The organism is Acidimicrobiales bacterium, from assembly GCA_036399815.1.
Classification (GTDB): domain Bacteria; phylum Actinomycetota; class Acidimicrobiia; order Acidimicrobiales; family DASWMK01; genus DASWMK01.
Map to the genome: position 1 here is coordinate 1 of DASWMK010000029.1, position 23,475 is coordinate 23,475.

The 23,475-nt window shown below is 76.4% G+C and carries 21 protein-coding genes; 2 read left to right on the forward strand and 19 right to left on the reverse strand.

Annotation, left to right across the window (positions count from 1 at the left end):
• Positions 1-149 precede the first annotated feature (149 nt).
• A complete protein-coding gene (locus tag VGB14_01955; GenBank protein HEX9991670.1) occupies positions 150-272 on the forward strand; it encodes a hypothetical protein in 123 nt (40 codons plus the stop codon).
• Here the strand turns inward: VGB14_01955 and VGB14_01960 are convergent.
• The 4 genes from VGB14_01960 to VGB14_01975 form a co-directional block, all read right to left on the reverse strand.
• Positions 253-2,574, reverse strand: a complete 2,322-nt coding sequence (locus VGB14_01960; protein HEX9991671.1) for a right-handed parallel beta-helix repeat-containing protein — start codon at positions 2,572-2,574, stop codon at positions 253-255. The two genes, VGB14_01955 and VGB14_01960, sit on opposite strands and share 20 nt — an antisense overlap.
• Before the next feature lie 95 nt (positions 2,575-2,669).
• On the reverse strand, positions 2,670-3,560 hold the full coding sequence (locus VGB14_01965) for a hypothetical protein (GenBank protein HEX9991672.1): 891 nt from the start codon (positions 3,558-3,560) through the stop codon (positions 2,670-2,672).
• Positions 3,561-3,692: 132 nt separating this feature from the next.
• Complete coding sequence (locus VGB14_01970) at positions 3,693-4,664, reverse strand: hypothetical protein (GenBank protein HEX9991673.1); 972 nt, start codon at positions 4,662-4,664, stop codon at positions 3,693-3,695.
• Positions 4,661-5,548 (reverse strand): sulfotransferase domain-containing protein, encoded by an 888-nt coding sequence (locus VGB14_01975; GenBank protein ID HEX9991674.1) that lies wholly within the window; start codon positions 5,546-5,548, stop codon positions 4,661-4,663. Before VGB14_01975 ends, VGB14_01970 begins: the two co-directional genes overlap by 4 nt.
• Positions 5,549-5,615: 67 nt before the next feature.
• On the opposite strand from VGB14_01975, the gene VGB14_01980 reads away from it, so the two are divergent.
• Positions 5,616-7,316 (forward strand): hypothetical protein, encoded by a 1,701-nt coding sequence (locus tag VGB14_01980; GenBank protein HEX9991675.1) that lies wholly within the window; start codon positions 5,616-5,618, stop codon positions 7,314-7,316.
• On the opposite strand, the gene VGB14_01985 is transcribed toward VGB14_01980, so the two are convergent.
• The 15 genes from VGB14_01985 to VGB14_02055 form a co-directional block, all read right to left on the reverse strand.
• Complete coding sequence (locus tag VGB14_01985) at positions 7,252-8,589, reverse strand: choice-of-anchor Q domain-containing protein (GenBank protein HEX9991676.1); 1,338 nt, start codon at positions 8,587-8,589, stop codon at positions 7,252-7,254. The genes VGB14_01980 and VGB14_01985 overlap by 65 nt on opposite strands.
• An 87-nt stretch (positions 8,590-8,676) precedes the next feature.
• Positions 8,677-8,901 carry a hypothetical protein gene (locus tag VGB14_01990; protein ID HEX9991677.1) on the reverse strand — a complete coding sequence of 75 codons (225 nt, stop codon included), beginning with the start codon at positions 8,899-8,901 and terminating at the stop codon, positions 8,677-8,679.
• A complete protein-coding gene (locus VGB14_01995) occupies positions 8,898-11,948 on the reverse strand; it encodes a hypothetical protein (GenBank protein ID HEX9991678.1) in 3,051 nt (1,016 codons plus the stop codon). The genes VGB14_01990 and VGB14_01995 overlap by 4 nt, the downstream gene beginning before the upstream one ends.
• Positions 11,945-12,325 (reverse strand): hypothetical protein, encoded by a 381-nt coding sequence (locus tag VGB14_02000; GenBank protein HEX9991679.1) that lies wholly within the window; start codon positions 12,323-12,325, stop codon positions 11,945-11,947. Before VGB14_02000 ends, VGB14_01995 begins: the two co-directional genes overlap by 4 nt.
• Positions 12,322-13,257: a glycosyltransferase family 2 protein gene (locus tag VGB14_02005; protein ID HEX9991680.1), complete on the reverse strand. Its 936-nt coding sequence runs from the start codon at positions 13,255-13,257 to the stop codon at positions 12,322-12,324. The genes VGB14_02000 and VGB14_02005 overlap by 4 nt, the downstream gene beginning before the upstream one ends.
• Positions 13,254-14,210 (reverse strand): hypothetical protein, encoded by a 957-nt coding sequence (locus VGB14_02010; GenBank protein HEX9991681.1) that lies wholly within the window; start codon positions 14,208-14,210, stop codon positions 13,254-13,256. The genes VGB14_02005 and VGB14_02010 overlap by 4 nt, the downstream gene beginning before the upstream one ends.
• Positions 14,207-15,043 (reverse strand): glycosyltransferase family 2 protein, encoded by an 837-nt coding sequence (locus VGB14_02015; protein HEX9991682.1) that lies wholly within the window; start codon positions 15,041-15,043, stop codon positions 14,207-14,209. The genes VGB14_02010 and VGB14_02015 overlap by 4 nt, the downstream gene beginning before the upstream one ends.
• 133 nt (positions 15,044-15,176) lie before the next feature.
• Positions 15,177-16,211, reverse strand: coding sequence for a glycosyltransferase family 2 protein (locus VGB14_02020; protein HEX9991683.1), 1,035 nt, complete (start codon positions 16,209-16,211; stop codon positions 15,177-15,179).
• On the reverse strand, positions 16,204-17,424 hold the full coding sequence (locus VGB14_02025; GenBank protein ID HEX9991684.1) for a glycosyltransferase: 1,221 nt from the start codon (positions 17,422-17,424) through the stop codon (positions 16,204-16,206). Before VGB14_02025 ends, VGB14_02020 begins: the two co-directional genes overlap by 8 nt.
• Positions 17,412-18,524 carry a glycosyltransferase family 4 protein gene (locus VGB14_02030; GenBank protein ID HEX9991685.1) on the reverse strand — a complete coding sequence of 371 codons (1,113 nt, stop codon included), beginning with the start codon at positions 18,522-18,524 and terminating at the stop codon, positions 17,412-17,414. Before VGB14_02030 ends, VGB14_02025 begins: the two co-directional genes overlap by 13 nt.
• Positions 18,521-19,414: a glycosyltransferase gene (locus VGB14_02035; protein ID HEX9991686.1), complete on the reverse strand. Its 894-nt coding sequence runs from the start codon at positions 19,412-19,414 to the stop codon at positions 18,521-18,523. The genes VGB14_02030 and VGB14_02035 overlap by 4 nt, the downstream gene beginning before the upstream one ends.
• Positions 19,407-20,426 (reverse strand): glycosyltransferase, encoded by a 1,020-nt coding sequence (locus VGB14_02040; protein ID HEX9991687.1) that lies wholly within the window; start codon positions 20,424-20,426, stop codon positions 19,407-19,409. Before VGB14_02040 ends, VGB14_02035 begins: the two co-directional genes overlap by 8 nt.
• Positions 20,423-21,325: a glycosyltransferase family A protein gene (locus tag VGB14_02045; GenBank protein ID HEX9991688.1), complete on the reverse strand. Its 903-nt coding sequence runs from the start codon at positions 21,323-21,325 to the stop codon at positions 20,423-20,425. Before VGB14_02045 ends, VGB14_02040 begins: the two co-directional genes overlap by 4 nt.
• On the reverse strand, positions 21,322-22,224 hold the full coding sequence (locus tag VGB14_02050; protein HEX9991689.1) for a glycosyltransferase: 903 nt from the start codon (positions 22,222-22,224) through the stop codon (positions 21,322-21,324). The genes VGB14_02045 and VGB14_02050 overlap by 4 nt, the downstream gene beginning before the upstream one ends.
• On the reverse strand, positions 22,221-23,475 hold a 1,255-nt coding region (locus VGB14_02055; GenBank protein HEX9991690.1), incomplete at its 5' end, for a phosphotransferase. The genes VGB14_02055 and VGB14_02050, both read right to left, overlap by 4 nt.

The window sequence follows — 23,475 nt, forward strand, 5'->3', positions numbered from 1 at the left end:
AACAGACAGCGGCCATGGAACGTCAAACGGGCGTTACGGTGACCCACGAAGACCTCCGGTCAGCTGAAGACGGCTATCTCCACTGCACCGGAGGTCTTCGCCTACGTCAACGACCCGTCACCAACCTCCTGGCCGAGTACAGCTAGGTCGTGCGGGCCGCGGCGCCCGGCCCGCGCGTGCTGGGCGGCTGCTGCGGCACCGACGCCGCCCACGTGGACGCCATCAGCCGGGCCTGCGCCGCCGCCCGGGCGATCAGCTGCGCGACGTCGTGACGGCCTTCGGGGCGCCGAACTCGCTGGTGTTGCCGAGCCCGTCGGTCGCCGTCGGGGTGACGGACACGCCGGCGGCCACGCCCGGGTTGGCCACCGACCAGCTCCCGCTGCCGTCGGCGGTCGTGGTCGTCACGTAGTCCGCGCCCGAGCGGTAGGTGCCGGTCGCGGCCACGAACAGCTCGACCGTGCAGTTGGCGCAGGCCGTCCCCGAGAACGTCGTCGTGGTGGCGGTCACGACCACCGGGAAGTTGAGGAGGTCGTTCGGGCCGCTGTCCACGTCGCCGACGTCGTTGGCGGTGATCCCGTACGGGCCGAGGTCGATGCCGATCGAGCCGTTGTCGTACATGTCGTTGGCCGTGAACGTGTTGTGGAGCGCGCCGGCCTCGATCAGCCGGATCCCGGGGCCGCCGTGGTGCACGATGCGGTTGCCCGGGCCGATCGTGTTGCCCGACGCCGTGATCACGATCGCCGCCCGCGGGCTCGGCAGCGGGGTGCCGTCGGCCGCCTCGCCGATGTGGTTGTCCCGGATCACGTTCCCCGTCGACACGCCGTTCTCGCCGCCGTTCAGGATGTGCACGGCGCCCTTGGCGTTGCCGGCGATCACGTTCTGCTCGATCACGTTGTCGGTGACGCCGTCCTCCATGTACACGCCGATGTTGAGGTTGGCGCTGTAGCCGGGGATGGCCCGGCCGGTGAGGTCGGTGCCGATGTAGTTGCCGATGACGTCGTTGTCGGTGGTCAGCGACGTGTGCGACACCTCGACGCCGGAGTCGTCGTTGCCGGAGATCACGTTGTGCTCGCCCGGGCCGATCCCGCCGACGATCGTCTCCGACACCCCGAAGTTCAGGTCGACGCCGTGCTTGCGGTTCGGCACCTTGCGGTCGCCCGCCGGGCTGAGGCCGACGATGTTGCCCTGCACGACGGTGCCGTCGGTGTGGTTGTGCCAGAGCCCGACGCCGTGGCGGCCGTTGCCCGAGATGACGTTGCGGTCGGCCGGGGCCGTGCCGCCGATGCGGGTGCCGGGCGCGTCCTGCTCGACGTGGATGCCGTGCCCGATGAGCTGGAGGACCGGGGTGACGTAGGTCGCCGCCGGGTTGGTGCCGACGAAGTTGCCGACGACGACGTTGCCGACGGCGTTGGTGCCGTAGATCCAGAGGGGCCGGCGCACGCCGTAGATGGACAGGCCGCGGATGGTGTTGCCGGGCGAGGTGACCGGGAGGCCGTCGTAGTTCCCCGACCCGTCGCCCTCGACGGCCACCCGGATGACGGCGTTGCTCGCCACCGGGTCGGTGTTGGGCGACGCGTCCGGCTCGGTGTAGCCGTCGATCGTCGTCGGGCCGCTCGTGTCGGAGACGATCGGCAGGCGGGACGCGATGTGGATCACGTGCGGGCCGGTGCCGGCGATGTCGAACCCGATGACGTTGGCGCCGGCCGTCGAGTTCGACTCCTGGATGGCGGCCCGCAGGGTGCAGACGTTGGCCGTCGTGGCGCAGATGCCGTCGCCGAACCGGCGGTCCGACGTGTCGGCCGTGGACGTGACCGTGAACGTGGACAGCGCGGCGACGGGGTCCGCCGGCGGCGTCGTCGCCTCGGCCGACGTCGCCACCAGCTGGAGGTCGCTCGCGGTGAGGCACCCGTCGCCGTCGAGGTCGGACGCCGCCGCCTCGCCCGTGCACGACGTGCCGTCGACGTGGCCGTCCTCCCACCGCATGGCCAGGGTGGTGAGGTCCATGGCGTCGGTGCGGCGGTCGCCGTTGAGGTCCGACAGGCGGGGCTCGCCCCGCTGGCGGGACGACCGCAGCGGGGCGGCGGCCGCCGCGGCCGGGTAGGAGCGGCCGCCGGCGCCGACCGTCAGCCACGTCGACGCCGCCCTCGGCTCGGTGCGGTGGCCGGACGCGTCGACCAGCTCGGCGGCGCCGGCCACGACCTGCACCCGACCCTCGACCGTCGGCGTGATCCTGGCCTGGCCGAGGACGACGGTGCCGGTGCTCGCCCCGCCCTCCCACCACGCGGCCAGCACGCCGCGGTCGTCGAGGTCGAAGACCGACAGGTCGTGGCGGCCCGGCGCGTCCGCCGACACGGCGGCGACCTCCGCGGCCCGACCGTCGACGGTCACGGCCAGCTCGAAGGCGGCCAGGTCGCGCGCGCCGTCGGCCACGACCCACACCGTCGCCGTGCGGCCCGCCTCCGCCACCGGCTCGGCCACGAGCCGCAGCACCGGGGCCGCCGCCCCGGCCGGTGCGGTGCCGGCGGCCGCCGGGCCGGCCGACCCGGCGAGGAACGCGAGAACGACGGCGACCACTGCTGCGACCCGAGTCACATCGACCTACGGTAGGCCGCCGCGCGGTGATCGGACTCTTTTTAGCGGAAACTCGCTGGCCGTCGTCGGAGGGGCGCTCAGTGTGCGCGGACGGCGTGGCGCACGAGCGACGGGAGCCGGTCGAAGCGGGCCTTCATGGACGACGAGCCCATGGCGAAGCGGAACCGGTTCAGGCGCCGGCGGCGGCGCTCGATCACCGTCGTCCCCTCCTCGGAGGGGGTCGGCAGGGCACCGTTCAGCACGAATCGCTCGTGGTACCCGCGGAGGTCGGCGACGAGCTCCGCCAGCTGCCGCTGGGAGGGGTTCAGGTGGCGCACGTCGCCGGCCGGGGCCCGGTCGAGGCGGCGGACGAGGGCGGTGGCCTCGCCGACCCTCGACGAGAACGGCCCGCCGGTCGCCGGGAGGTGGCGGTCGAGGGCGCCGGCCAGCACCTCGACCCACCGCCCGGGGTCGGCGGTCAGGTCGGCGTAGTCGAGGACCACGCAGGGCCGCCCGTCGAGCGAGCGGAGCAGGTCGTGGCAGTAGCGCTCCCACAGCGCGTAGCCGAGGGCGTTGGAGTAGGCGTTCCGCCGCCCCAGCGAGCGCACGACCCCCGCCGGGTCCCGGAACACGGCCACCGCGAGGTCCCGCTCGCCCCGCAGCGCCGACCACAGCCACAGCAGCAGGCACTGCCGGGGGTCCTTCATGAACCAGTGCCGCTCGTACAGCAGGTCGATCAGCGCGTTGGCCTCGCCGTCCAGCGCCGCGGCCAGCTGCCTCGCCCGTTCCGGACCGGGCGGCGGCGGCGGCGCCGACGCCCACCCGCCCAGGCTGGCCAGCACCCGGTCGTGCCACTCGACCACGGGGCGCTGCTCCCAGTACCCGTCGCTGTTGAACCGGTCGGCCGCGAGCATGGTGGACCGGGGGCCGCCGTCGAGCCCCAGCCGGTCGACCACGCCGGCGACCACCGAGGTGCCGGAGCGGTGCATCCCGAGGACGTAGGCGCCCGCGGGCGGTCCGGTGGGGGGCGCGCCGCTCACCTGGCCCCGGTGACGGCGTGGTCGGGCCTCCGAGCCGGCACGCGGACATCGTGCCCGGAATCCGGGGGCCGAACCGCCACGTCAGGCCGGGGCGATCGTGAACACGGCGTTCAGCCCGTGCGGCTCGAGGTCGATCTCGCCGTCGAAGGACCAGTCGGCCAGGCGGTGGCGGGCGATCCTCGTCGGCAGCGACCGCTGGAGGCCGGTGCGCACCCAGCTCACCGTCTGGCGGAGCCGGGTGGCCCGGATGCGGCTGTAGCCGACCCAGGCGTGGTCGCCGTCGACGAGCAGCCCGCGGCACCACCCGGTCACCGACTCCGACGAGCCGGGCACGTCGAGGCGGACCCGGTCGACCACCTCGAGCGTCTCGGGGTCGGCCACGACCACGGTGCCGTCGACGGTCGTGAAGTGGACGAGGCCGCCGTGGACGACGCCGTCGTGCACCCGCTCGTCGCCGATCACGATCCGGCGCCGGTGGTCGTCGAGGCAGACGGCGTCCCTCAGCTCGAACCGGGTCACCCAGGCCTCCTCGCCGACGAGGAACACGTGGTTCGGGTGGGCCCGGTGGGGCTTCAGGTCGACGCCCATGCGGTAGTCGACGTCGGGCGAGAAGCGCTCCCACGGGTCCTCGCCGAGCACGTTCCAGATGCGCTCGACCCGGCCGTCGAGGGTGACCTCGAGCACCATCTCCAGCCCGGAGTTGGCGACCAGCACGGTGCCCCGGTCGGTGGGCAGCACGTGGTGGACGTCGTTGAACACCGGCAGGGAGAGGTGGTGGAGGACCTCGAACCCGGGGACGCCGAGCACCACGACCTCGGTCTGGGTGCAGGCGTAGAGCCGGTCGCCGCGCCGGGTGGCCGACTTGAACAACACGGGGTCGCCGGGGGCGCACGTGCCCGGCGGCGACTCGTAGGACGCCGCCGTCGTCACGTCGTCGCCGTCCACCCGCAGGACGATCCCGCGGGCGTAGCCGTACCAGTCGCCGCCCTCCAGCAGCGACCGGGGCGCCCGCTGCTGCCCGCCGACGACGTAGAGCGACGGCGCCGGCGTCACGCCGGCCACGCGAGGTCGCGCCCCAGGTAGGCGGCGAGCGCCTCGTTCCACGGCCGGTAGTGGTCCCGGAGGCCGGCGGCGACGGCCGGGTCGACGGGCGCCGGGTCGGCCCGCATGTCGTTGCGCCCGGGCTCCGCGTCGTGGGGGGTGAGGCCGAGGAAGGCGTGCACGCCGGCCAGCACCGGCCCGGGCGCCTCGTACAGGTCCTCGGACCGCAGCACGCACACCCGCTCGGGCGGGAAGGACTCGTGCAGGCGGCGCAGCTGGTCGACGTAGTGGCCCCTCGCCCGGTACGAGAAGTGGCGCCACGCGAAGCTGACGTAGCGCTCGTCGGCCAGCAGGCGCTCCTCCTCGCCGGCCAGGCGCCCGTCCTCCAGGGCGAGCGCCTCGGCGAAGGACGTCACCGGCTCGTAGCCGAGGCGCACCTCGTGGGCGTGGTGGGACCGCGCCCGCCGCACCGGGTCGCGCAGCAGGACGATCACCCGCACGCCGGGCACGTCGGCGGCCAGGCGGGCGATCGCCCTCGGGTGGAACACGTAGCCGGGGCTGGCCTCGCCGGTGATCACGCCGGGTCGGGCCGGCGCCGGGAAGAAGCCGGGGTAGGCGCGGCGCCCGGCGTGGTACCGGTCGTCGAAGTGATGGATCTCCTTCGTGATGGCCGGGACCACGTCCGGGTGCCGGACCAGCTCCTGGTACAGGAACGTCGTGCCGGCCTTCTGGGCCCCGACGACGACGAACGCCGGCCGCATGCGGGCGGGCCGGGCCGCGGCGCGGGCCGCCGCCAGCCGCCACGCCAGCGCGTCGCGGCCGGCGATGAGTGACCGCTTGGCCGCCGGGCCCGTGACGGGCGCGAGTGCTCGCCGCACCGTCCGCTCGATGGTCACCGGTTCGCCTCCACCTCCGGCCGAGCGGGCTACCCCCGCCCCGTCCCGCTATCCCCTGCGCTCGCCGGTGGGCCGGGCCGTGGCCGCCGCCGTCGGCCGCCCCGGCGCGGCCGCCCGGCCGCGGTCCGGCCGCCACCAGTGGCGGTTCCTGCTGCCCGAGCCGGGCGGCGGGCCCGACCGCCCCGCGCTCGTGCTCGGCGGTGGGCCGGTCGACGCGGAGGCGCTCCTCGCCATGGGGGCGGCGACCGCGGTGGTCGACGCCGTGCCCGGCGAGCCGGTCCTCGCCTGCCTGGTCGGCCTGGCCGGCTCGGAGGCCGACGCCGTCGCCGCCCTGCCCGCCGTGCGCGAGGGCGGCGTGGCGCTCGTGGAGGTGGACCGCAGGGCGCCCGGCGGCCGCCGGCTGACCCCCGGCCGGCTGGCCGCGAAGGCGAGGGCCGCCGGCCTGGAGCCGGCCGGCACGTGGCTCGCCGCGCCCGACGTCCACCGGCCCCGCCGCTACGTGCCGCTCGAGGGGCCGGAGGCCCTGCGGTGGTACCTCGGCTCGCTGTTCGTGCCGTCCACGGCCCGCACGGCGGCCGTGCGGGTGGCCGGCGGGGTGCTGGCCAGGGCCGGGCTCATGGGCGCGGTGCGCTGGCTGGCGCCCCACTACTGCATGCTCCTGCGCCGGGGCGGGAGCGGGCCGCCCCGGCCGGCCGCGCTCGGTGCCGTCCGGGCCGCCGGCGCCGGGGAGCCGCTGCGCACGCTGGTGCTCACGAGCGGCCAGGACGCCGCCAGCCGCGTCGTCCTCCTGCCCTTCCGGGAGGGGGAGCGGGAGCCGGTGGCCGTGCTCAAGGCGGCCACCCTGCCGGCCGGCAACCGCGACACCGAGGCCGAGCTCGACCGGCTCCTGGCCCTGCGGGAGCCGCTGCCCCGGTCGATCGGCGCCGCCCTGCCCCGCCCGCTCGGCACCGGCCGCCTCGGCGAGCTGGCCGTCACCGCCCAGACGGCGGCGCAGGGCCAGGCCATGGACCGGGCCTGCGGCCTGCTCGGCGCCGGCCGCCTCCGCCGCGACCGCGACCTGCGCCTGGCCGTCGCCTGGGCCACCGCCTTCCAGCGGGCCACGACCGCCCGCCGGCTGGTCTGGGACGGCGCCGTGGCCGACGACCTCGTGGTCGGCCCGCTGCGCCGCCTGGTCGCCTCGTACGACCCCGAGGGGGGCGACGGCCTGGTGCACGCGGCGGCCGCCTGGTCGGCCGCCGCGGACGGCACCGAGGTGCCCCTCGTCGCCCAGCACTTCGACCTCGCCCCCTGCAACCTGTTCCTCGCCGGCCGGCGGGTCACCGTGCTCGACTGGGAGCTGAGCGAGGCCAGGCGGGCGGTCGGCACCGGCCTCCCCGTCGACGTGCTCGCCCTCGTCACGTTCTGGCTGTTCCAGGCGTGCGGGGCGTCGTCGGTCGACGAGGAGGCCGCCCTCGTGGCCCGGCTGGTGGGCGCGCCCGGCCGGGGCCGGGGCCCGGTCGCCACGGCCGGCCGGGCCGTCCACCGCTGGTGCCGCGACCTCGGCCTCGACCCGGCCATGGTGCCGGTGCTGCACGCCGCCCTGTGGGTGGAGCGGGCCCACTACCAGCGGGCCAGGGCCGACGCCCTCGGCCTCGGCGACGACGGGCCGGCCCGGCACGCGGCGACGGCGTTCGCCTTCCTCGGCGCCCTGGCCGGCGCGGGCGTCAGTCGGCCCGCTCGTACGCCCCGAGCTCCGTCGCCCACCCCTGGTACAGCGGCACGCCGTTGAGCGCCACCCCCCAGGCGGTGGACACGTCGCCGGCGTCGATCGCCGGGCTGCCGGCCGACAGGGTGAGGGTGGCCGACCAGCGGTCCACGAACTGGGGGTTGGCCACGATGGCCGGCACGGCGAACGGGGCCTGCACGAACGGGTCGCCGTCCGAGCTCCAGAACAGGTTCCGCGACGCCTCGAAGGTCCCGTCCGCGTAGAGCACCTTCTCCTCGGCCCAGATCAGGTTCCAGCGCATGGTGAGGATGTTCGGGGTGCACCCGGACATGCAGACCACGCCCTGGGACCGGGGGCCGGTCAGGTACGTCGTGTTGTGCACGACCGTCGTCCGGTACACCGGGCCCCACGACTCGTCCGACCCCCGGGTCACGACGAACCGCGAGTCGGCCAGGTCGTTGGCGAAGCGGTTGTAGGCGAACACGTTGTCGGCCGCCTTCTCCTCCCACGACCCGCCGAGCTCGCTGAACACCCGGTCGCCGACCGAGCGGTTGTGGTGGATGCGGTTGCGCTTGCCCTCGAAGATCTCGACCGAGTTCGACATGAGCCGGTAGCCCTGGTTCGAGCAGACGGCCCGGTTGTCGACGAACTGGTTCCACGAGATGTCGTTGTCGTCGCTCACGACGAGCACGCCCCAGGCGCCGAGGTCCTGGGCCGGGTCGGCGTGGAAGGCGTCGACCACGTCGTTGCCGGCGATGACGTTGCGGCGCACGGTGTTCGCCCACGAGTCGCGGGCCAGGTGCACGCCGGCCATCGAGCCGGTGACGAGCGAGTCCTGGAGGACGCTGTCGTGGGCGCCCTCGGTGAAGTTGACGCCGTAGTAGACGCCGAGGGGCTGGCCGCAAGACGTGAACCGGGACGGCGAGTGGCCGACGACGAGCTGCTCGAGCACGACGTGGCTGCCGGACACCTTGACCCCCTGGTAGGGGCCGTTCCAGATCCTCGGGTCGTCGCCCGACCCGTAGGCGCCGACCACGACCGGGGCGGCCTCCGTGCCGTGCCAGTCGGCGTCGAGGCGCTGGCCCCACCAGGTGCAGTCGCGCTTCAGGAGGAGGCGGCCGCCAGCGCCGAGGGCGGCGGCGCTGGCCCGGCCGAGCGTCCGCCAGGCCGAGGTCGGGCTGGTGCCCGACGCGCCGTCGCTGCCGGCGCAGTCGACGTAGTAGGTGGCCGCCGTGAGGGGGCCGGGCTCGGACGCCGGGGCGTCGGGTGGCGACGGCAGCGCCAGCAGGCCGCCGAGCGCGGTGGTGAACGCCGCGAGCAGGTGCGTGAAGGCCATGGGGTCGTCCTCGGTGCGATGGATGGCGGGACGGGGGAGCCGTTCGGCCGCGGGATCCCCCGCCCCGCCGCCCCGCCGCCCCTCCGCTCAGCTCCCCAGGAGACCGGTGAAGCGTAGGCCGATCGCCGCGACCATCGTGACGAGCGCCACTCCGAGCCAGACGAGGACCTCCCGGGACGGGCTCGTGCCCCGGTCCCTCGCCAGGTCGATCCAGGCCAGCAGGGCGACGGCGAAGACGGCGGCGGGCACGCCGACGGCCGCCGTCAGCACGTCGATCGTGTCCCGGGCGAGCGCCAGCACGGCGGGCGTCACTGGCCGTCCGCCGTCATGCGCAGCAGCACGCTGCCGCCGGCCCGCTGGTCGACCTCGAACGCCCCGGTGGCCACGAGGTCGTCGACCAGGCGGGTCAGCCAGCCCCGCGGCCGGCCTTGCACCTGCTCGCCGTACGCCTCCTGGCCCTCGGTGGCCATCAGGAACGTGAGGTCGTCCGGGCTGGTGAGCGGGAGCTCCTTGACCACGTGCTTGGGGTCCTCGCTGGTGAGGCTGCGGAACCGCACCTCGCCCACCCGCTCGGACAGGACGACGGTCTGGCGGTTGGCGACGTAGACGACCGACCCGTCGGGGACCTCGTCGTACATGCGCTCGACCAGGGTGGCGTCGTCCGCCGTCACCTGCTCGAAGCGCTCGTTGCCGTAGCGGGCCAGCAGGAACACGGGGAGGAGGGCGGCCAGCGCGCCGGCGGCGACCACGCGGCGCCACCGCTCGCCCCGGCCGCTCCGGGTCACGGCCAGCCCGGCGACCAGCAGCGCGGCCACCGGCGTGGTGAAGAACCACACCCGCACGAGCATCTCCCCGCCGTAGGGCTGGAGCAGGAACATCGGGAACGGGGCGACGAGCAGGCAGGCGGCCGCCACCGGCGTGCGCCCCCGGCGGCGGGCGAGGAGGAGGGCGAGGGCGGCGAGGCCCCAGATCGCCATGGCGAGGCCGATGCGGGAGGCGACGACGAACTGGCGGGCCCGGTCGTCGGTGGCCGCACGCTCGCCGATGTTGCCCTCGACCAGGGTGCTGACCTGGCCGACCGAGCCGGCCAGGGTCGAGAAGTGGCCCACCCAGTACGACGTGGCCGCGTAGGCCAGCCAGCCGACCGTGCCGATGGCGACGATGAACGGGTAGGTGCGCAGCCGGGTCGTGCTCGTCAGCGCGAGCAGCAGCGTGGCCGACGCCAGGAACGACGGCGTCAGCTGGTGGCCGACGACGAGCGCGGCGGCCACGAACAGGCAGCCGAGGTACACGAGGCGCCGGGTCGGCGGCGGCACGGCCAGGCCGTGGAGCGGGGCCGGGCGCAGCAGGCGGGCGAGGCGGGAGCCGGGCGCCGCGCCCTGGCCGGCGAACACGGCCAGCACCACCGCGCAGATCACGAAGTAGAGGACGTACGCGGTGGCCTGGGGGGAGAAGTAGTCCTGGCCGGCCCAGTTCACGACGAGCATCAGGGGGAGGGCGAGCAGCCGCTGGCGCCGGGCGAAGCCGATCAGCCCGCCGATCACGTAGACGGCCCAGCAGGCGATCAGGTTGACGGCGACGGGCCACCAGCGGATGAGCCACATCGCGTCGACGGTCCCGGCCGCCCGCTCGACGAGGGCGTTGCCGGCGAAGAACCCGGCCCAGCTGAACCGGGCGTCGACCAGCGGGAGCAGCCGGCCGTCGGCGGCGATCTGGTCGATGAAGCCGGCGTGCAGCCAGGCCACCGGGAAGCGGGGCTCGGACTCGACCATGCCGGGCAGGCCGTGGAGGAGGACGGCGAGCACGACGACGTGGGCCGCGACCGCCCACCGGTTGGCGCGGCGGTCGCCGGCCCAGAGGACGGCACCGGCGACGACCAGCCCCGTCCCGGCGAACCACACCGGCGGGACGGCCTGCACGAGGCCGGCGGCGCCGATGCGGGAGGCGTCCGCGCCGGCCACGCCGACGGCCGCCAGCGCGGTGCCGACGGCGAGCGGCGCCAACCCGGCGCCGGCTCGCAGGGCCCCGATGGCCGAGCGGGCCACCACCGTGCGGCCCCTCAGGTGGGCGCCGCGGTAGCGGGGCCGCCACGCGGGCACGGCCACGGCGGCCACGGCCAGGTTCACGAGCAGGAAGGCCAGCCCGATGTGCTCGGTGCCGCCGGCGGCGACGAGGGCGACGACCGAGCCGAGGAGCAGCACGGCCCTCGCCGCCTGGACGGCGCTGGCCAGCACCACCCGGTCGTGGAAGCGGAGGACGGCGAGGCGGCTCTCGAGCAGCGCGCCGGGGACGAGGCCGACCGCGCCCCAGGCCAGCACGCCGGCGCCCCTGGCCGCGTAGTCGCCGCCGGCCAGGCCGAGGACGGGCCAGGCCAGCACGCCGGCCACCGCGCACGCCGGGAGCATGAGGCGCACGACGAGGCGGGTCGAGTGGCGCACGAGCGCGGCGCTGTCCGCGCCCTCCTGGGACAGCTCGGCGAGCAGCGCCCTCGACAGGGCGGGGAGGGCGAGGGCGGCGACGGCGAGGATCGTCCAGGGCAGGCCGATGTAGGCGGCGTCGACCTGGCCCCGCCACTCCAGCACGATCACCGGCACGAGGCGCAGGGCGACGAACCAGAGGGCGGCGCCGGGCAGGTCCCGGAGGGCGTAGCCGAGCATCGCCTGGCGGTCCTGCACGGGCGCGTTGCCGGGCCGCAGGAACCGGCGGAACACCACCCGGTTGACGATGGGCACGGCCACCAGCGCCGGCAGGGTCCAGGCCACGAGGATCCCCGTGCTGCCCAGGGCGAGCAGGACCGGCAGGACGAGGAACTTGGCCACCGTCGTCGCCACGTTCTCGCCCGGCACCCACGCGCTGCGGCGCAGGGCGATGAGCACGACGTCCTGGAGGGCGAACACCACCCAGACGGGGATGGCGAGCGCGAGCGCCACGCTCAGCCCCCACCCCGACCCCTCGACCAGCGCGCCGCCGCGGGCGGCGGCCACGAGGAGGACGACGACGCCGAGCCCGGCGGCGGCGACCAGCGCCAGCCCGTACGAGTCGCGGACGATGGCCCGCTGCGACGGCCCCCCGCCGGGCAGGAACCGGCTGATCGACGTCGACAGGTTGAGCTGGGCGAGGAAGGCGAGCAGGAGCAGCAGCGAGGCGGCGGCGACGGCCGAGCCGACGTCGGCCGCCGGGTAGATGCGGGCGGCGACGATCCAGAACAGGGTCCCGAGCCCGCCGGTGACGACGGTGTTGACGAGGACGTGGAGCGATGTCCGCTCGAAGTGGCGGATCCCGGCCCGCCGGTGGTCGGCGGCGACCGGTGCCGGCTGCGGCCGCTCCTCGACGGCCGGCGCCTGCCGCAGGTCGGTCACGCCCGCTCCCGGTGGGACAGGGTGACGGCGATGCCGAGCAGGGTGCCGCCGCACATGGCGACGGCGGGGACGCGCCAGGCCCAGCCGAGCAGGGTCACGGCCACCTCGCCGAGCAGCATCGTCGCCGAGATGCTGAGGGCGACGGCGCCGAGCGCGGCGAGCGAGCTGGCCGGCGCCCCGAACGCCCGGACGACGGCCCACCCGAAGCCGAACGCGAACAGCACGGCGGCGGCGACGACCCGGAGGCCGTGGTCGACGCCGACGACCATCAGGAGCCCGGTGGCGGCGGCGGCGGCCGCGGCGAGGCCGTCGAGCACCCAGCCGGCGGCCTCGGGCCAGGCCTCCAGGCGGTGGGACGAGGCCTCCTCGGCGTTCACGCGGTGGCGGCGGCCGGGCCGCCGCGACGCACCGAGCCGTCGACGTAGCCGGCCACCGTGCAGGCGAGGCCGAGGGGGATGGCCCCGGCCCGCTCGGCCCCGGCGGCCCGGTCCGGCCCCCGCACCGCCTCCCGCAGGCCGCGGGCGACGCCGCGGGGGAGGGTGCGGCGGGCGTACTCCCGCTCGGTGGCGAGCGCGCTCGTGGCGTCGGCCAGCCGGGCCACGACGGCCTTCGAGCGGCCCTCGGCGAAGCAGCGGCGCCGGAAGTAGCGGAGGGTGCCGCGGTCGGCCGGCACGAGGTGGTGGACGAGCGCGTCGGGGTCGTAGAGGATCCTCGCCCCGCCGGCCCGCAGCCTGATCGACAGCTCGGTCTCCTCGCACCCGGCCGGCACGGTCCCCACCCGCCCGACCTCCTCGGCGAAGCCGCCCGCCCGGACGACGAGCTCCCGCCGGAACGCCATGTTCGCGCCGATGGGGTTGCGGACCTCCGCGACCTCGGTGGGCATGCCCTCGTAGCTGCACCCGACGACCCAGAGGAACTCCTCGGGGAACCACCGGGGCGCGCCCTCGGCCCACGCCGGCGCGATGCCGCCGCCGACGCCGCCGACGACCGGGTCGGCGAAGTGGCGGCAGAGGCGCTCGAGCCAGCGGGGGTCGGCGCAGGCGTCGTCGTCGAGGAAGGCGACGACCTCGCCGGTGGCGCCGGCGACGCCGGTGTTGCGGGCGCCGGACAGGCCCTTGCGGTGGCGGTTGGGCAGGACCGTGTGCCGGGGCCAGTCGGCGACGGCGCGCGCGAGGAGGGCGTCGTTGTGGTCGATCACGACCACGACCTCGGCCGGCGGGCTGGTCTGGTCCTCGACGGACCCCACGGCCTCCCGCAGCTGGTCCAGGCGACGCTCGGTGTAGGCGCAGATGACGACGCTGACGTCTATGCCAGCACCTCCGCCAGCTCCACGACCCGGTCGCCCGACGAGCGCAGCTGCTGGACGGACACCGGCCCCTCGACGTTGGCGCCGGTCGCCGACTCCATGGCGACGAGGATCGAGGCGGGGTCCCGGCCGGCGTACCAGACGCCGTCGGCCCGGCGGGCCACCCGGCCGGCCACGGGGTGGCCGACGATGACGCCGGCCGCGCCGGAGTCCACCGACGCCTCGACGTAGCGGACGCCCCGGCTGCCGTGCCCGGCGACGACGAGCTCGGCGCCGGCCAGCTCGTCGGGGCGGGGCTCGCCGCTCAGCACGTCGACGACCCGGCCGGGCCGGACGTCGCCGGCGTGGGCCAGGCGGATGCCGGGGTCGACGTGCACGCGCACGTGCCACTCGGCGGCCACCTCGTCGGGCAGGGCCGAGACGGCGTCGAGCAGCGTGTGGGCCAGGCCGGCGTCGCTCCCGCAGACGGCGACGACCGACCGCCGGCGCACGACCGGCCGGCCGGCCGGCTCGCCGACGACCACGGAGTGGGCCAGGTGGCACAGGATCGCCATCAGCGCGCGGCGCGACGACCGGGCCGGCCAGCTCCGCTCGGTCGGCGTCGCCTCCTGCTCGACGTCGAGCACCACCCGCTCGCGGCGCAGGCGGGAGACGAGCGCGGACACGACGGCGAGCGCCAGCGAGGCGTCGGCCCACACGACGATGACGGCCACGTCGCGCCGCCGGCGCACGCCCAGCGCGCAGCCCCACCCGCCGGTCCACAGCGGGTAGCCGTGGAGCGAGTTGCCGAGCACGGACCCCTGCGCCAGCTCGCCGGGCAGCAGGCGGTCCACCTCCTTGCGGTTCGGGTCGGCGACGAGCACCCGCCCGTTGCGGCTGAGGCGCTGGGCGAGGTGGCGGCCGTGCATCTTGACCCACACGGGCGTGCGCCCGGGCAGGACCACCATCGACTTCACGACGCCTGCACGGCCCGATCGAGGTCGAGGTCGGCCGGGACGACGACCGGCTCGCCGGGCGCCACCACGGGGCTCGTGTCGCGCTCGGAGCGGGCGCTCGTCCGGCCGCGCACGACCTCGCGGCTCGACGAGGCGATCGTGCGGAGCACCCGCAGGCCGTCGCGGACGGCGTGGAGGTTGCTGGCGCCGTGCACCCGGCTGTACTCGAAGCTCGGCACCTCGACGACGAGCAGGCCGGCCTGGGCGACGACCATGTTCAGGCGGGTCTCCACCTCGAAGCCGGGCACGTCGACGTCGATGTGCCCGAGGCAGTCGCGCCAGAACGCGTTGTAGCCGTAGCAGAGGTCGGTGTACCGGGTGCTGCACACGAGGTTGACGGCGCCGACGAGCACGTGGTTGCCGAGGCGGCGGATGCGGGTGATGTCGGCGCTGCCGCCGCCGGCGAGGAACCGGGACCCCTTGGCGAAGTCGGCCCCGGCGACGAGGACGTCCACGAACCGCTCGATCTCGGCGCCGTCGGCCGACCCGTCGGCGTCGAACATGACGACGATGTCGCCGGACGCCTCCTCGAAGCCGCGGCGCAGCGCCGCGCCCTTGCCCTTGGCCGTCTCCCGCACGACCCGCACGTCGTGCCGCAGCGCCAGGGCCACGTCGATCGTGTCGTCCGACGACCGCCCGTCGACGAGGATGACCTCCGTCACGCACTCCGGCAGCCGCCAGAACGCGTACGGCAGGTTCCTCGCCTCGTTGAGCGTCGGCACGACGACCGACACCGTCGGGTTGGTCGGCCGGGCGTGGCGGCGGAGGCTCGCCGGCACGGTCGTCCTCGTCATCGTCACCGTCGTGTCGTTCCGGATCGCGCCGGTACCCGGGCGGCCCGCTGGCCGCGTCCTCGTCGTCGTTCCCACCGCGCCCGATCGTGCCCCTTCGCCGGCCGGCTAGACGCCGCTTACTGCTAACTCTCGATTAAGTGCGAAGGCGGCCGGTCGGTGGCGCCAGCCCGACGCCCACGAGTGGCCGGGCGACTGCGCGCGGGAGCGCGGCGACGGCGGCGAACCACCCGGCGGCGGCGGCCCGCCGGGCGGGGCCGAGGTCGGGCCGGGCCATGGCGGCGCGGGTGCCGTCCGCCACGAGCCGCCAGCGCCGGTCGCCGGGGACGGGGTGGCGATCGGGGTCGAAGCGCAGGGAGACGAGCCGGTTGGCCGCGAACGTGACCGAGCGCACGGCGAGGGGGTCGCCCAGCCCGCCGAGCCCGAGCTCCCCGGCCAGCCGGTCGACCTGCTCGTGGGTGGCGACGGTGCGGGTGACGATGGCGCGCGTGCGGTCGAGGTCGAGGGCCGAGCGGAAGTCGGCGTTGGCGCCGTGGATGCGGTACGAGCCGGCCGGCGAGTCGAGCACGGCCACCCGGCCGAGCAGCGGCGTCAGGTTCGACAGGTAGTGGTCGGCCGAGATCCGGTACGGCGCCGGCGGCATCGGTAGCACCCGGGCGAGCGCGGACGCGAGGAAGGCGTTGCCGCTCGTCACCTGCCAGGCCAGGTCGTCGGGGTGGGACAGCACGGCGGCGCGGACGTCGCCCCTCGGCAGGCGGCCGGGGTCGGCCGGCATCGTCACCCCGAGCGGCCGGCCGCCGGCGTCGACGCAGCGCAGCGGGAACTGCACCCGCACGGCGCCGGGGTCGGCGGCCAGCGCGGCGGCGCAGCGGGCCATGGCGTCGGGGTCGAGGAGGTCGTCGGCGTCGAGGAAGGCGACCACCTCGCCCCTCGCCAGGGCGAACCCCGCGTTCATGGCCGCGCCCTGGCCGCCGTTGGCCTGGCGGACGACGCGGGCCCGGCCCTCGTAGGCGTCGAGCACGGCGCCCGACCCGTCCGTCGACCCGTCGTCGACGACGATGACCTCGACGGGCAGCCCCTCCTGGGCCAGCGCGCTGTCCACCGCGGCGGCGAGGAACCGCCCGTAGTCGTGGTTGGTGACGACGACCGACGCCGCCGGCCGGTCAGCCACGGCCGGCGAGCGCGCCCTCGTACACCGCCTCGACCTCCGCGGCGACCACCGACGGCCGGTAGCGGGCCGCCGTCCGGGCCGCGGCGGCCCCGAGCCTGGCCCGCAGCACCGGGTCGCCGGCCAGCCGGGCGATGGCGGCCCGCAGGGCGACGGCGTCGCCGGGCGGCACGAGCACGCCGTCGACCCCGTCGGTGACGATCTCGGCCAGCCCGCCGACGGCGCTGGCCACGACGGGCCGCCCGGCCGTCATGGCCTCGATGACCACGATGCCGAACGGCTCGGCCCACACCGACGGCACCACGCCGAACGAGCACCGCCGCCACGCCTCGAGCACGGCCTCGTTGGGGAGCGTCCCGAGGTGGCGGACGCCGTCGGGGAGGGTGGCCGGGGAGGCCGGCACCCGCTTGCCCACGAGCACGAGCGGCGGCGCCGGCGCCGGCATCCCCCGGTAGGCGTCGAGCAGCACGTCGAGGCCCTTCTCGGCCCGCAGGTCGCCCACGTACAGCACGAAGGGCCCGTCGGGCAGCGCGTCCAGCCCCGTGCCGTCCCAGTCGCCGTCCGGCGGGGGCAGCAGGTTGGGGACCACGACGCAGGACCGCCGCCGGCTGGGCAGCAGGTTGCCGGCCGCCGTCGCCCCGCTGACGGCGACCATCGCGGCCGCCACCCGGTCGTCGACGGCCGCGCCGACCAGGTTGGCGGCGGCCACGGCGGGGCCCTGGAGGCGGCCGTAGTGCCCGGCGGCACAGCGCGCGCACTTCAGCGGCGCCGGCCCCTCGCACCGCCGGCCGTCGCGCACCAGCGTCTTCTTGGCACAGGACCGGCTGTAGTAGTGCAGGCTGACGACGAGGGGCCGGCGCCGCAGGCACAGCGGCCAGGCCGACCGACCCAGCCAGTCGTGCCCGTGCACCACGTCCGGCCGCTCGGCCCGCACCACCCGCCGCAGGCCGAGCAGCACGCCGGGGTCGACGACCGGCGGCGCCCACGGCCGCTCGTCCACCGCCCACCGGCGCTTCAGCCGCTGGGCCGTGCTGCGCAGCCGGTGGACGCGCACCGGCCCGTCGTCCTCCTGCTCGGGCCCGGCCTCCGGGGTCCACAGCGTGGCCACGGCGACGTGGTGGCCGCGGTCGGCGAGCGCGTGCGCCAGCGAGCGCACGTGCTGCTCGACCCCGCCGACGTACGGCGCGTAGAAGTCGGTGACCATCAGGACCCGCACGCCGGCGCCTCCAGCACGTCGCGGTACAGGTCGACCAGCTGGGCCACGATGTCGTCCCAGTCGGGCAGGGCCGGCGCGCCGGACTGGCGGGGCGCGGCCATCACCTCGAGGATGGCGTCGGCCAGCTGGGCCGGCGGGCTGTTGGGCGGGACCACCCACACGTTGTGCTCGCCGGTCAGGTCGTGCAGCGCCGACGTGTCGGCCACCAGGACCGGCACCCCGACCGACAGGGCCTCCAGCACGGCGATCCCCTGGGACTCGTAGTCCGACAGGAGCAGGAACACCGCCGCCTCCTGGAGCAGGGCGGGGAGCTCGTCGCGCCGCTCGCGGGGCACGGACATGAGCTCGACGGCGTCGCGCACGCCGAGGCGCTCGGCCTGGTGGAGCAGCCGGTCGGCGTAGGGCCCCGAGCCGATGACCCGGTAGAGCACGTCGGGCACGCTGCGGCGCAGCTCGGGCAGGGCGGCGACCACCCGGCTGTGGCCCTTGTAGCGCTCGACCCGCCCGACCGAGCAGATGATCGGCCGCTCCGCCGGGCCGGCCGGGCGGGGCGCGGCGTGGAACGACGTGCCGTTCGAGATCGTGGCGAACCGCTCGGGCGGCAGGTCGAGGGCCCGTTCGAACAGCGCGGTCTCGAACGGCGACACCCCGATCAGCCGGCTGGCCCGGCGCAGGAGCGGCCGCATGGCCCGCCGCTGCACCGGTCGGACCAGGTGGCGGAACCGGGACGAGTGGCCGCCGCTGTGGAAGGTGACGACGAAGGGCCGGCGCTGGCGGGCGGCGGCCGCCATGGCGAGGGGTGCGACGAACGTGTGGTAGCCCTGCACGTGCAGGACGTCCCAGGCCTCGCCGGCGACCACGCTGGCCACCTTGGGGGCCACGTACCAGTCCCTGGCCCTCGGCCAGGCCGGCACCCGCAGCACGCGCACCCCGTCGCACACCTCCTCGGCCGGCGCCGAGCCGGTCGGGTCGGTGGTGAGGACGCTCACGTGGTGGCCGAGGGCGACGAGGCGGGTCGCCACCTCGGCGGTGTGGATCTCGGTGCCGCCCACGTAGGGCGGGTAGCGGGCCGACACGAGCAGCAGGCGCAGCGGCTTCACCCCGCCCGCCCCCTGCGCCGGACGGCGCCCGCCGCGCCGGTCAGCCGGCGGGCCACGACCGTGCCGGCCCGCACGGCCTCGAGGCCCCGGCCGAGCCGGGCGACGAAGCGGTCGTCCTCCGCGGTGCGGGCGCCGCCCGAGCGCTGCCACAGCTCGACCCACACGTGGAACTTGAACCCGACGAGGATCCCGGCCCGCAGGAGGCCGGGCAGGCCGTCCCGCCAGGCCCGGGGCCCGAGCAGCTTGGCGTCGGTCTCCCGCCAGAGCGCGGCGGCCATCGCCTTCGCCGAGAACACCTCGCCCCGGTCGAGCATGGACTGGGCCTGGGCCGGCGCGTAGCGGATGGACCGGTCCAGCACCTCCACGATGTTCCGGCTGCGGTCGTGGAGGATCACGAGGTCGTCGCGGTCCGGCAGCCGCCGCACCCGCTCCTCCGGCACCGACGGCAGGGCGTTCGGGACCGTCGGCCAGGCCACCCTCGACCGCCGGTACATGCGCAGCTGGGGCTCGTAGCGCTGGGACGGGTGGCTCGGCGGGTGGCCGAGGTCGAAGTTCGTGCGGGGGATGACGACCGCGTCGCACCCGTCGTCGGCGGCCGCCTCCCGCAGCGCCGCCTCCAGCCCGGGCGCCAGCCGCTCGTCGGGGTCGAGCACGAGGATCCAGTCCGACGAGGCGAGCGCGGCGACCTCGTTGCGGACGAGCTCGACGATCGGCACCGGCGGGCGGCGGTGGACGGCGGCGCCGTGGCGGGCGGCGACCTCGCCGGAGCCGTCGCCGCTCTCCAGGTCGAGCACGACGACCTCGTCCACCCACCCGGTGGTGGCCAGGCAGCGCTCCAGCTTGTCGGCCTCGTCGCGGCAGACGATGCAGGCCGAGATTCGCTCAGCCACCGGACGCCCTCCTGGCCGCCCGCCTCGCCGCCCGCCACGACACGCGGGGCACGAGCGCGGCGACCTGGGCGGCGACCCGGGCCGACCGGCTGGTGGCCAGCGCCTCCCTCACCTGCGCGGTCGCGCCCTCGACGTCGCCGCCGTCGTACAGCCGCAGGGCCCGGCGGACGGCGCCGAGCGCGTTGTTCTCCCGGCTGCGGCGGGTCAGCTCGGCGGCCCGGTCGGCCGGCATGAGGTCCCGGTTCAGGTCGATCACGAGGCGGATGTCCCGCATGTTCTGCCCGGTGCGCAGGGTCCGGCCCGACAGGGACCGGGTGTGGACGCGGTAGCAGGCGAGGGTCTCGGTCTCGTACCAGACGGGCCGGTGGGCGGCGATCCTCGTCCACATCTCCCAGTCCTCGCCGTAGGACGGGATGCGCTGGTCGAAGCCGCCGACCTCCTCGTAGACCTCGCGGCGCACGACCATGGCCGGCGCCTGGAGGAGCTGGCCGGTGGCGATGCGGTCGAACCAGCCGTCGAGCACGCCGCTGCGCCCGGCCACCAGCGGGGCGAGGGTGAGCCAGGTGCCCTCCTCGTCCATCACCACGTGCCGGCAGAACGCCGCGCCGACCTCGGGGTGGGCCTCGAGCGCCGCGCCCATGCGGGCGTAGAACCCGGGGAGGACGGCGTCGTCGCCGTGCAGCAGGTGGACGAGGTGCCCGCGGGCCCGGTCCAGGCAAGTGTTGAAGTTCCTGGTGTGGCCGACGTTGGCCGGCTGGCGGAAGAAGCCGACCCGGCCGGGGGCGACGGCCCGGACGACGGCCTCCGGGTCGTCGTCGGTCGAGTGGTCGTCGACCACCTCGACCTGCATCACGTCCTCGCCCGGGTCCTGGTCGAGGACGCTGCGCAGGGTCGTCGCCAGCACGTCCGCGCAGTGGTAGGTCGGGATCATCACCGACCACCGCGGGCGGGGCGCGGGGCCGGTCACCGGCCGGGGTCGCGGGCGGTGGGCGCCGTGGCCGTCGGCGGTCACGGTCGGCGGGCCAGTGCCATGGCCCGGCGCACGACGTCCCGCCCGGCGGCCCTGACGGGGTGGCGGTGCGGCCAGCGGACCTCGTCGAGGGCGGCCAGCACCTCGGGGTCGTCGACCCCGGTGGCGGCGACGTGGCCGGCCAGCCAGTCGAGGAAGGCGGCCGTCGACGGGTTGGGCCGGTCGAAGGCCCACGGCCCCGACCGGGCCATGCGGCTGTGCGAGCGGGGGTGCTGGCGGTAGCGGTCGAACCCGTCGCCCATCACGAACACCGGCTCGGCCAGGCACACCTTGCATACGAAGACCTGGTCCTCGAACATCCCGCGGAAGCGGTCCTCGAACCCGCCGGCCCGGTCGCACGCCTCCCGGCGCACGAGGAGGCCGCAGGTGCCCGGCGTCTGGGCCTCGAGCCGCAGGAAGAGGGGCACGAGGGCCGGCGGGGCGACCAGCGTGTCCGGCGGGACGCCGAGGCGCCGGGGCACGTCGCGGTCGTCCTCGGGCCGGCCCGTCCAGCTGTACCAGTGGACGGTCGGGCCGTAGGCCATGGCCGCCGAGGGGTGGGCGTCGAGCGCGGCGACCTGGGCCTCCAGCTTGCGGGGCAGGTACACGTCGTCGGCGTCGAGGAAGGCGAGCAGGTCGCCCCCGGACTCGGCGATCCCCCGGTTGCGGGACGCGCTCATGCCGAGGTTGGCGTGGCCAGGGTGGTCGACGTAGCGGACGCGGCCGGGGTGGCGCTCGGCGAAGGCGACGGCGAGGTCGGTGCTGCGGTCGGTGGAGCCGTCGTCGACCAGCACCAGCTCCCACCGCCGGTAGGTCTGGGCGAGGACGCTGGCGACCGCCTCCTCGAGGAACCGCTCCTCGTCGCGGAAGATCGTCACCACCGACACGAGCGGAGCGCTCACGCCGCCGCCCCCCGCCGCCGCTCGGCCCGCCGCCAGCGGAACGCGCCGACGAAGGTCGCGGCCACGAACACCGGGTCGCCGAGCGCCCGGCGGCCCTCGTGGCGCACCCGGGCGGGGAAGGCCCGCATCCGGCGGCCGACGTCCCGGACCATGCGCCTGGCCATGTGGGTGTCCCGCAGGCTGAGGTGCTTGGCGTAGAAGGCGCCGTGGGACAGGCCGTAGCCCCACCGCAGGGGCAGGTAGTCCTCGGGCGCCCGCCAGGCCCGGTGGCGGACGACGGCCTCGGGCACGTAGTCGACCCGGTAGCCGGCGTCGAGGAACCGGAAGCCGAGGTCGGCGTCCTCGGCGCCCGGGAACGGCGTGCCCGGGCCGAGCCGGGGGTCGAAGCCGCCCACCTCGGCCAGAGCGGCGCGGGACATGGCCATGTTCATGGGCTTCAGCACGTCGAAGCCGACCCGGCCGGTGTAGGACGCCGGGCGGGCCTCGTCCTTCAGCGCCGGCGCGAACCCGCCGGCCTGCTCGGGCGCCGTCGCCGCCACCCGCCCGGTGACGACCACCCGGTCGCCGGCCCGGTCCCAGGCGCCGGCCAGGAACGCCACCCAGTCGGGGTCGACGAGGACGTCGTCGTGGGTGAACAGCAGGAGGTCGTGGCTGGCGACCGAGGCGCCGAGGTTGTTGGCCCGGCTGAGGCCCACCTCGGTGGTGTGGACGTAGTGGACCCGCGCATCGGCCGCCATGGCCGGGTCCGGCTCCCGGCTCTGGTCGACGACGACCACCTCGTCGGGGCGGACGCGGTTGGCGAGGATCGACCCGACGACGGCGGCCAGCATCTCCGGCCGGTCGCGGGTGGCGACGATCACCGACACGGGCGGGAGGCCGACCTCGGACGCCGTCGTCACCGGCCCACCTCCGGGAACAGCCGCCCGCACCCGTCGGCCAGGGTGGCGAGGTAGGGCAGGTTCGGATTGCCGGCCCGGGCGCCGGCCGGCGCCTCGCCGCCGTCGCGCTGCTGGTCCGACCGGCGGACGCACAGCTCCACCCAGGCGGCGACGAGCAGGACCGGGGCCAGGCCGGCGGGCACGCCGACGGCCCGGCGGTGGCGGTCGAGGGCGTCGCGGGCCGCGGCCGTCGCCGGGGCGCGGGCGCCGGCGTCGGGGTCGAGGAACAGCGCGGCGAGCGCCGCCTGCCGGTCCCGCTCGGTGCGGGCGCCGGTCGCCAGCTCGTGCCAGTGGGTGGCGAACCGGTCCAGGTCGCACAGCGGCAGGCCGGGCCGGGCGCCCTCCCAGTCGAGGACGCGCAGGCGGTCGCGGTCGCGCACGAGGTTCCACACCGTGTAGTCGCCGTGCTGCCAGACGACCGGCAGCGGCGCGCCGTCGAGCGCGGCGGCCCTCGCCGCCGTCGCCGCGAACAGCCGGTCCTCGGCCGCCGTCGTCCCGAACCGCTCGGCGAAGCGGGCCACCGGCCCGTCCAGCCACGTGCGCCTGGCGTCGGCGTCCCACCGGCCGTCGGCGACCCTCGCGTCGACGTGGAGCCGCTCGATCCAGGCGGCCGCCGCCGTGAGGTCCTCGACCCGGCGGGCCAGCGGGCGGCCCCACCGGCCCGAGGAGCGCGCCATCGTGCGGCCCGGGGCGCCGGCCTCGACCGCGGCCGGCACGCCCAGCCCGACGTCGGCCAGGCCGGCCGGCTCGGGGACGGCGTCGCCGGCCGGGCCGAGCGCGGCCCGCACCTCGCGCATGACCTCCTGCTCCCGCACCGTGCGGGCCGCGAAGGCCGGCTGCTCGGGCACCTTGACGACGGTGGCCGGGGCGGCGCCCTCGAAGGCGAACAGCACGACCCGGTTGCCCCCGTGGTTGACCAGGGCGACGGGCCCGATGGCGCCGGCCGCCCGCTCGGCCACGGCCGGGCCGGGGCGCTCGCCCTGGACGGCGACGACGGCGTGGAAGGGCGCGATGGCGGCCAGCCGGCGCCCGTCGAGGCCGGTGACGGCCCGCACGGCCGCCTCGCCGAGGCGCTGCACGGGCCGGGCGGCCACGTAGACCGACGAGGCGTACCAGCGGAACGGGCCGGGCTCGTCGACCGGCAGGTAGAGCTCGGGGCGGTCGAGGCCGGGGCGGACGGCGAACCGGCCGGCCGGCGCCAGGCCGGCGGCG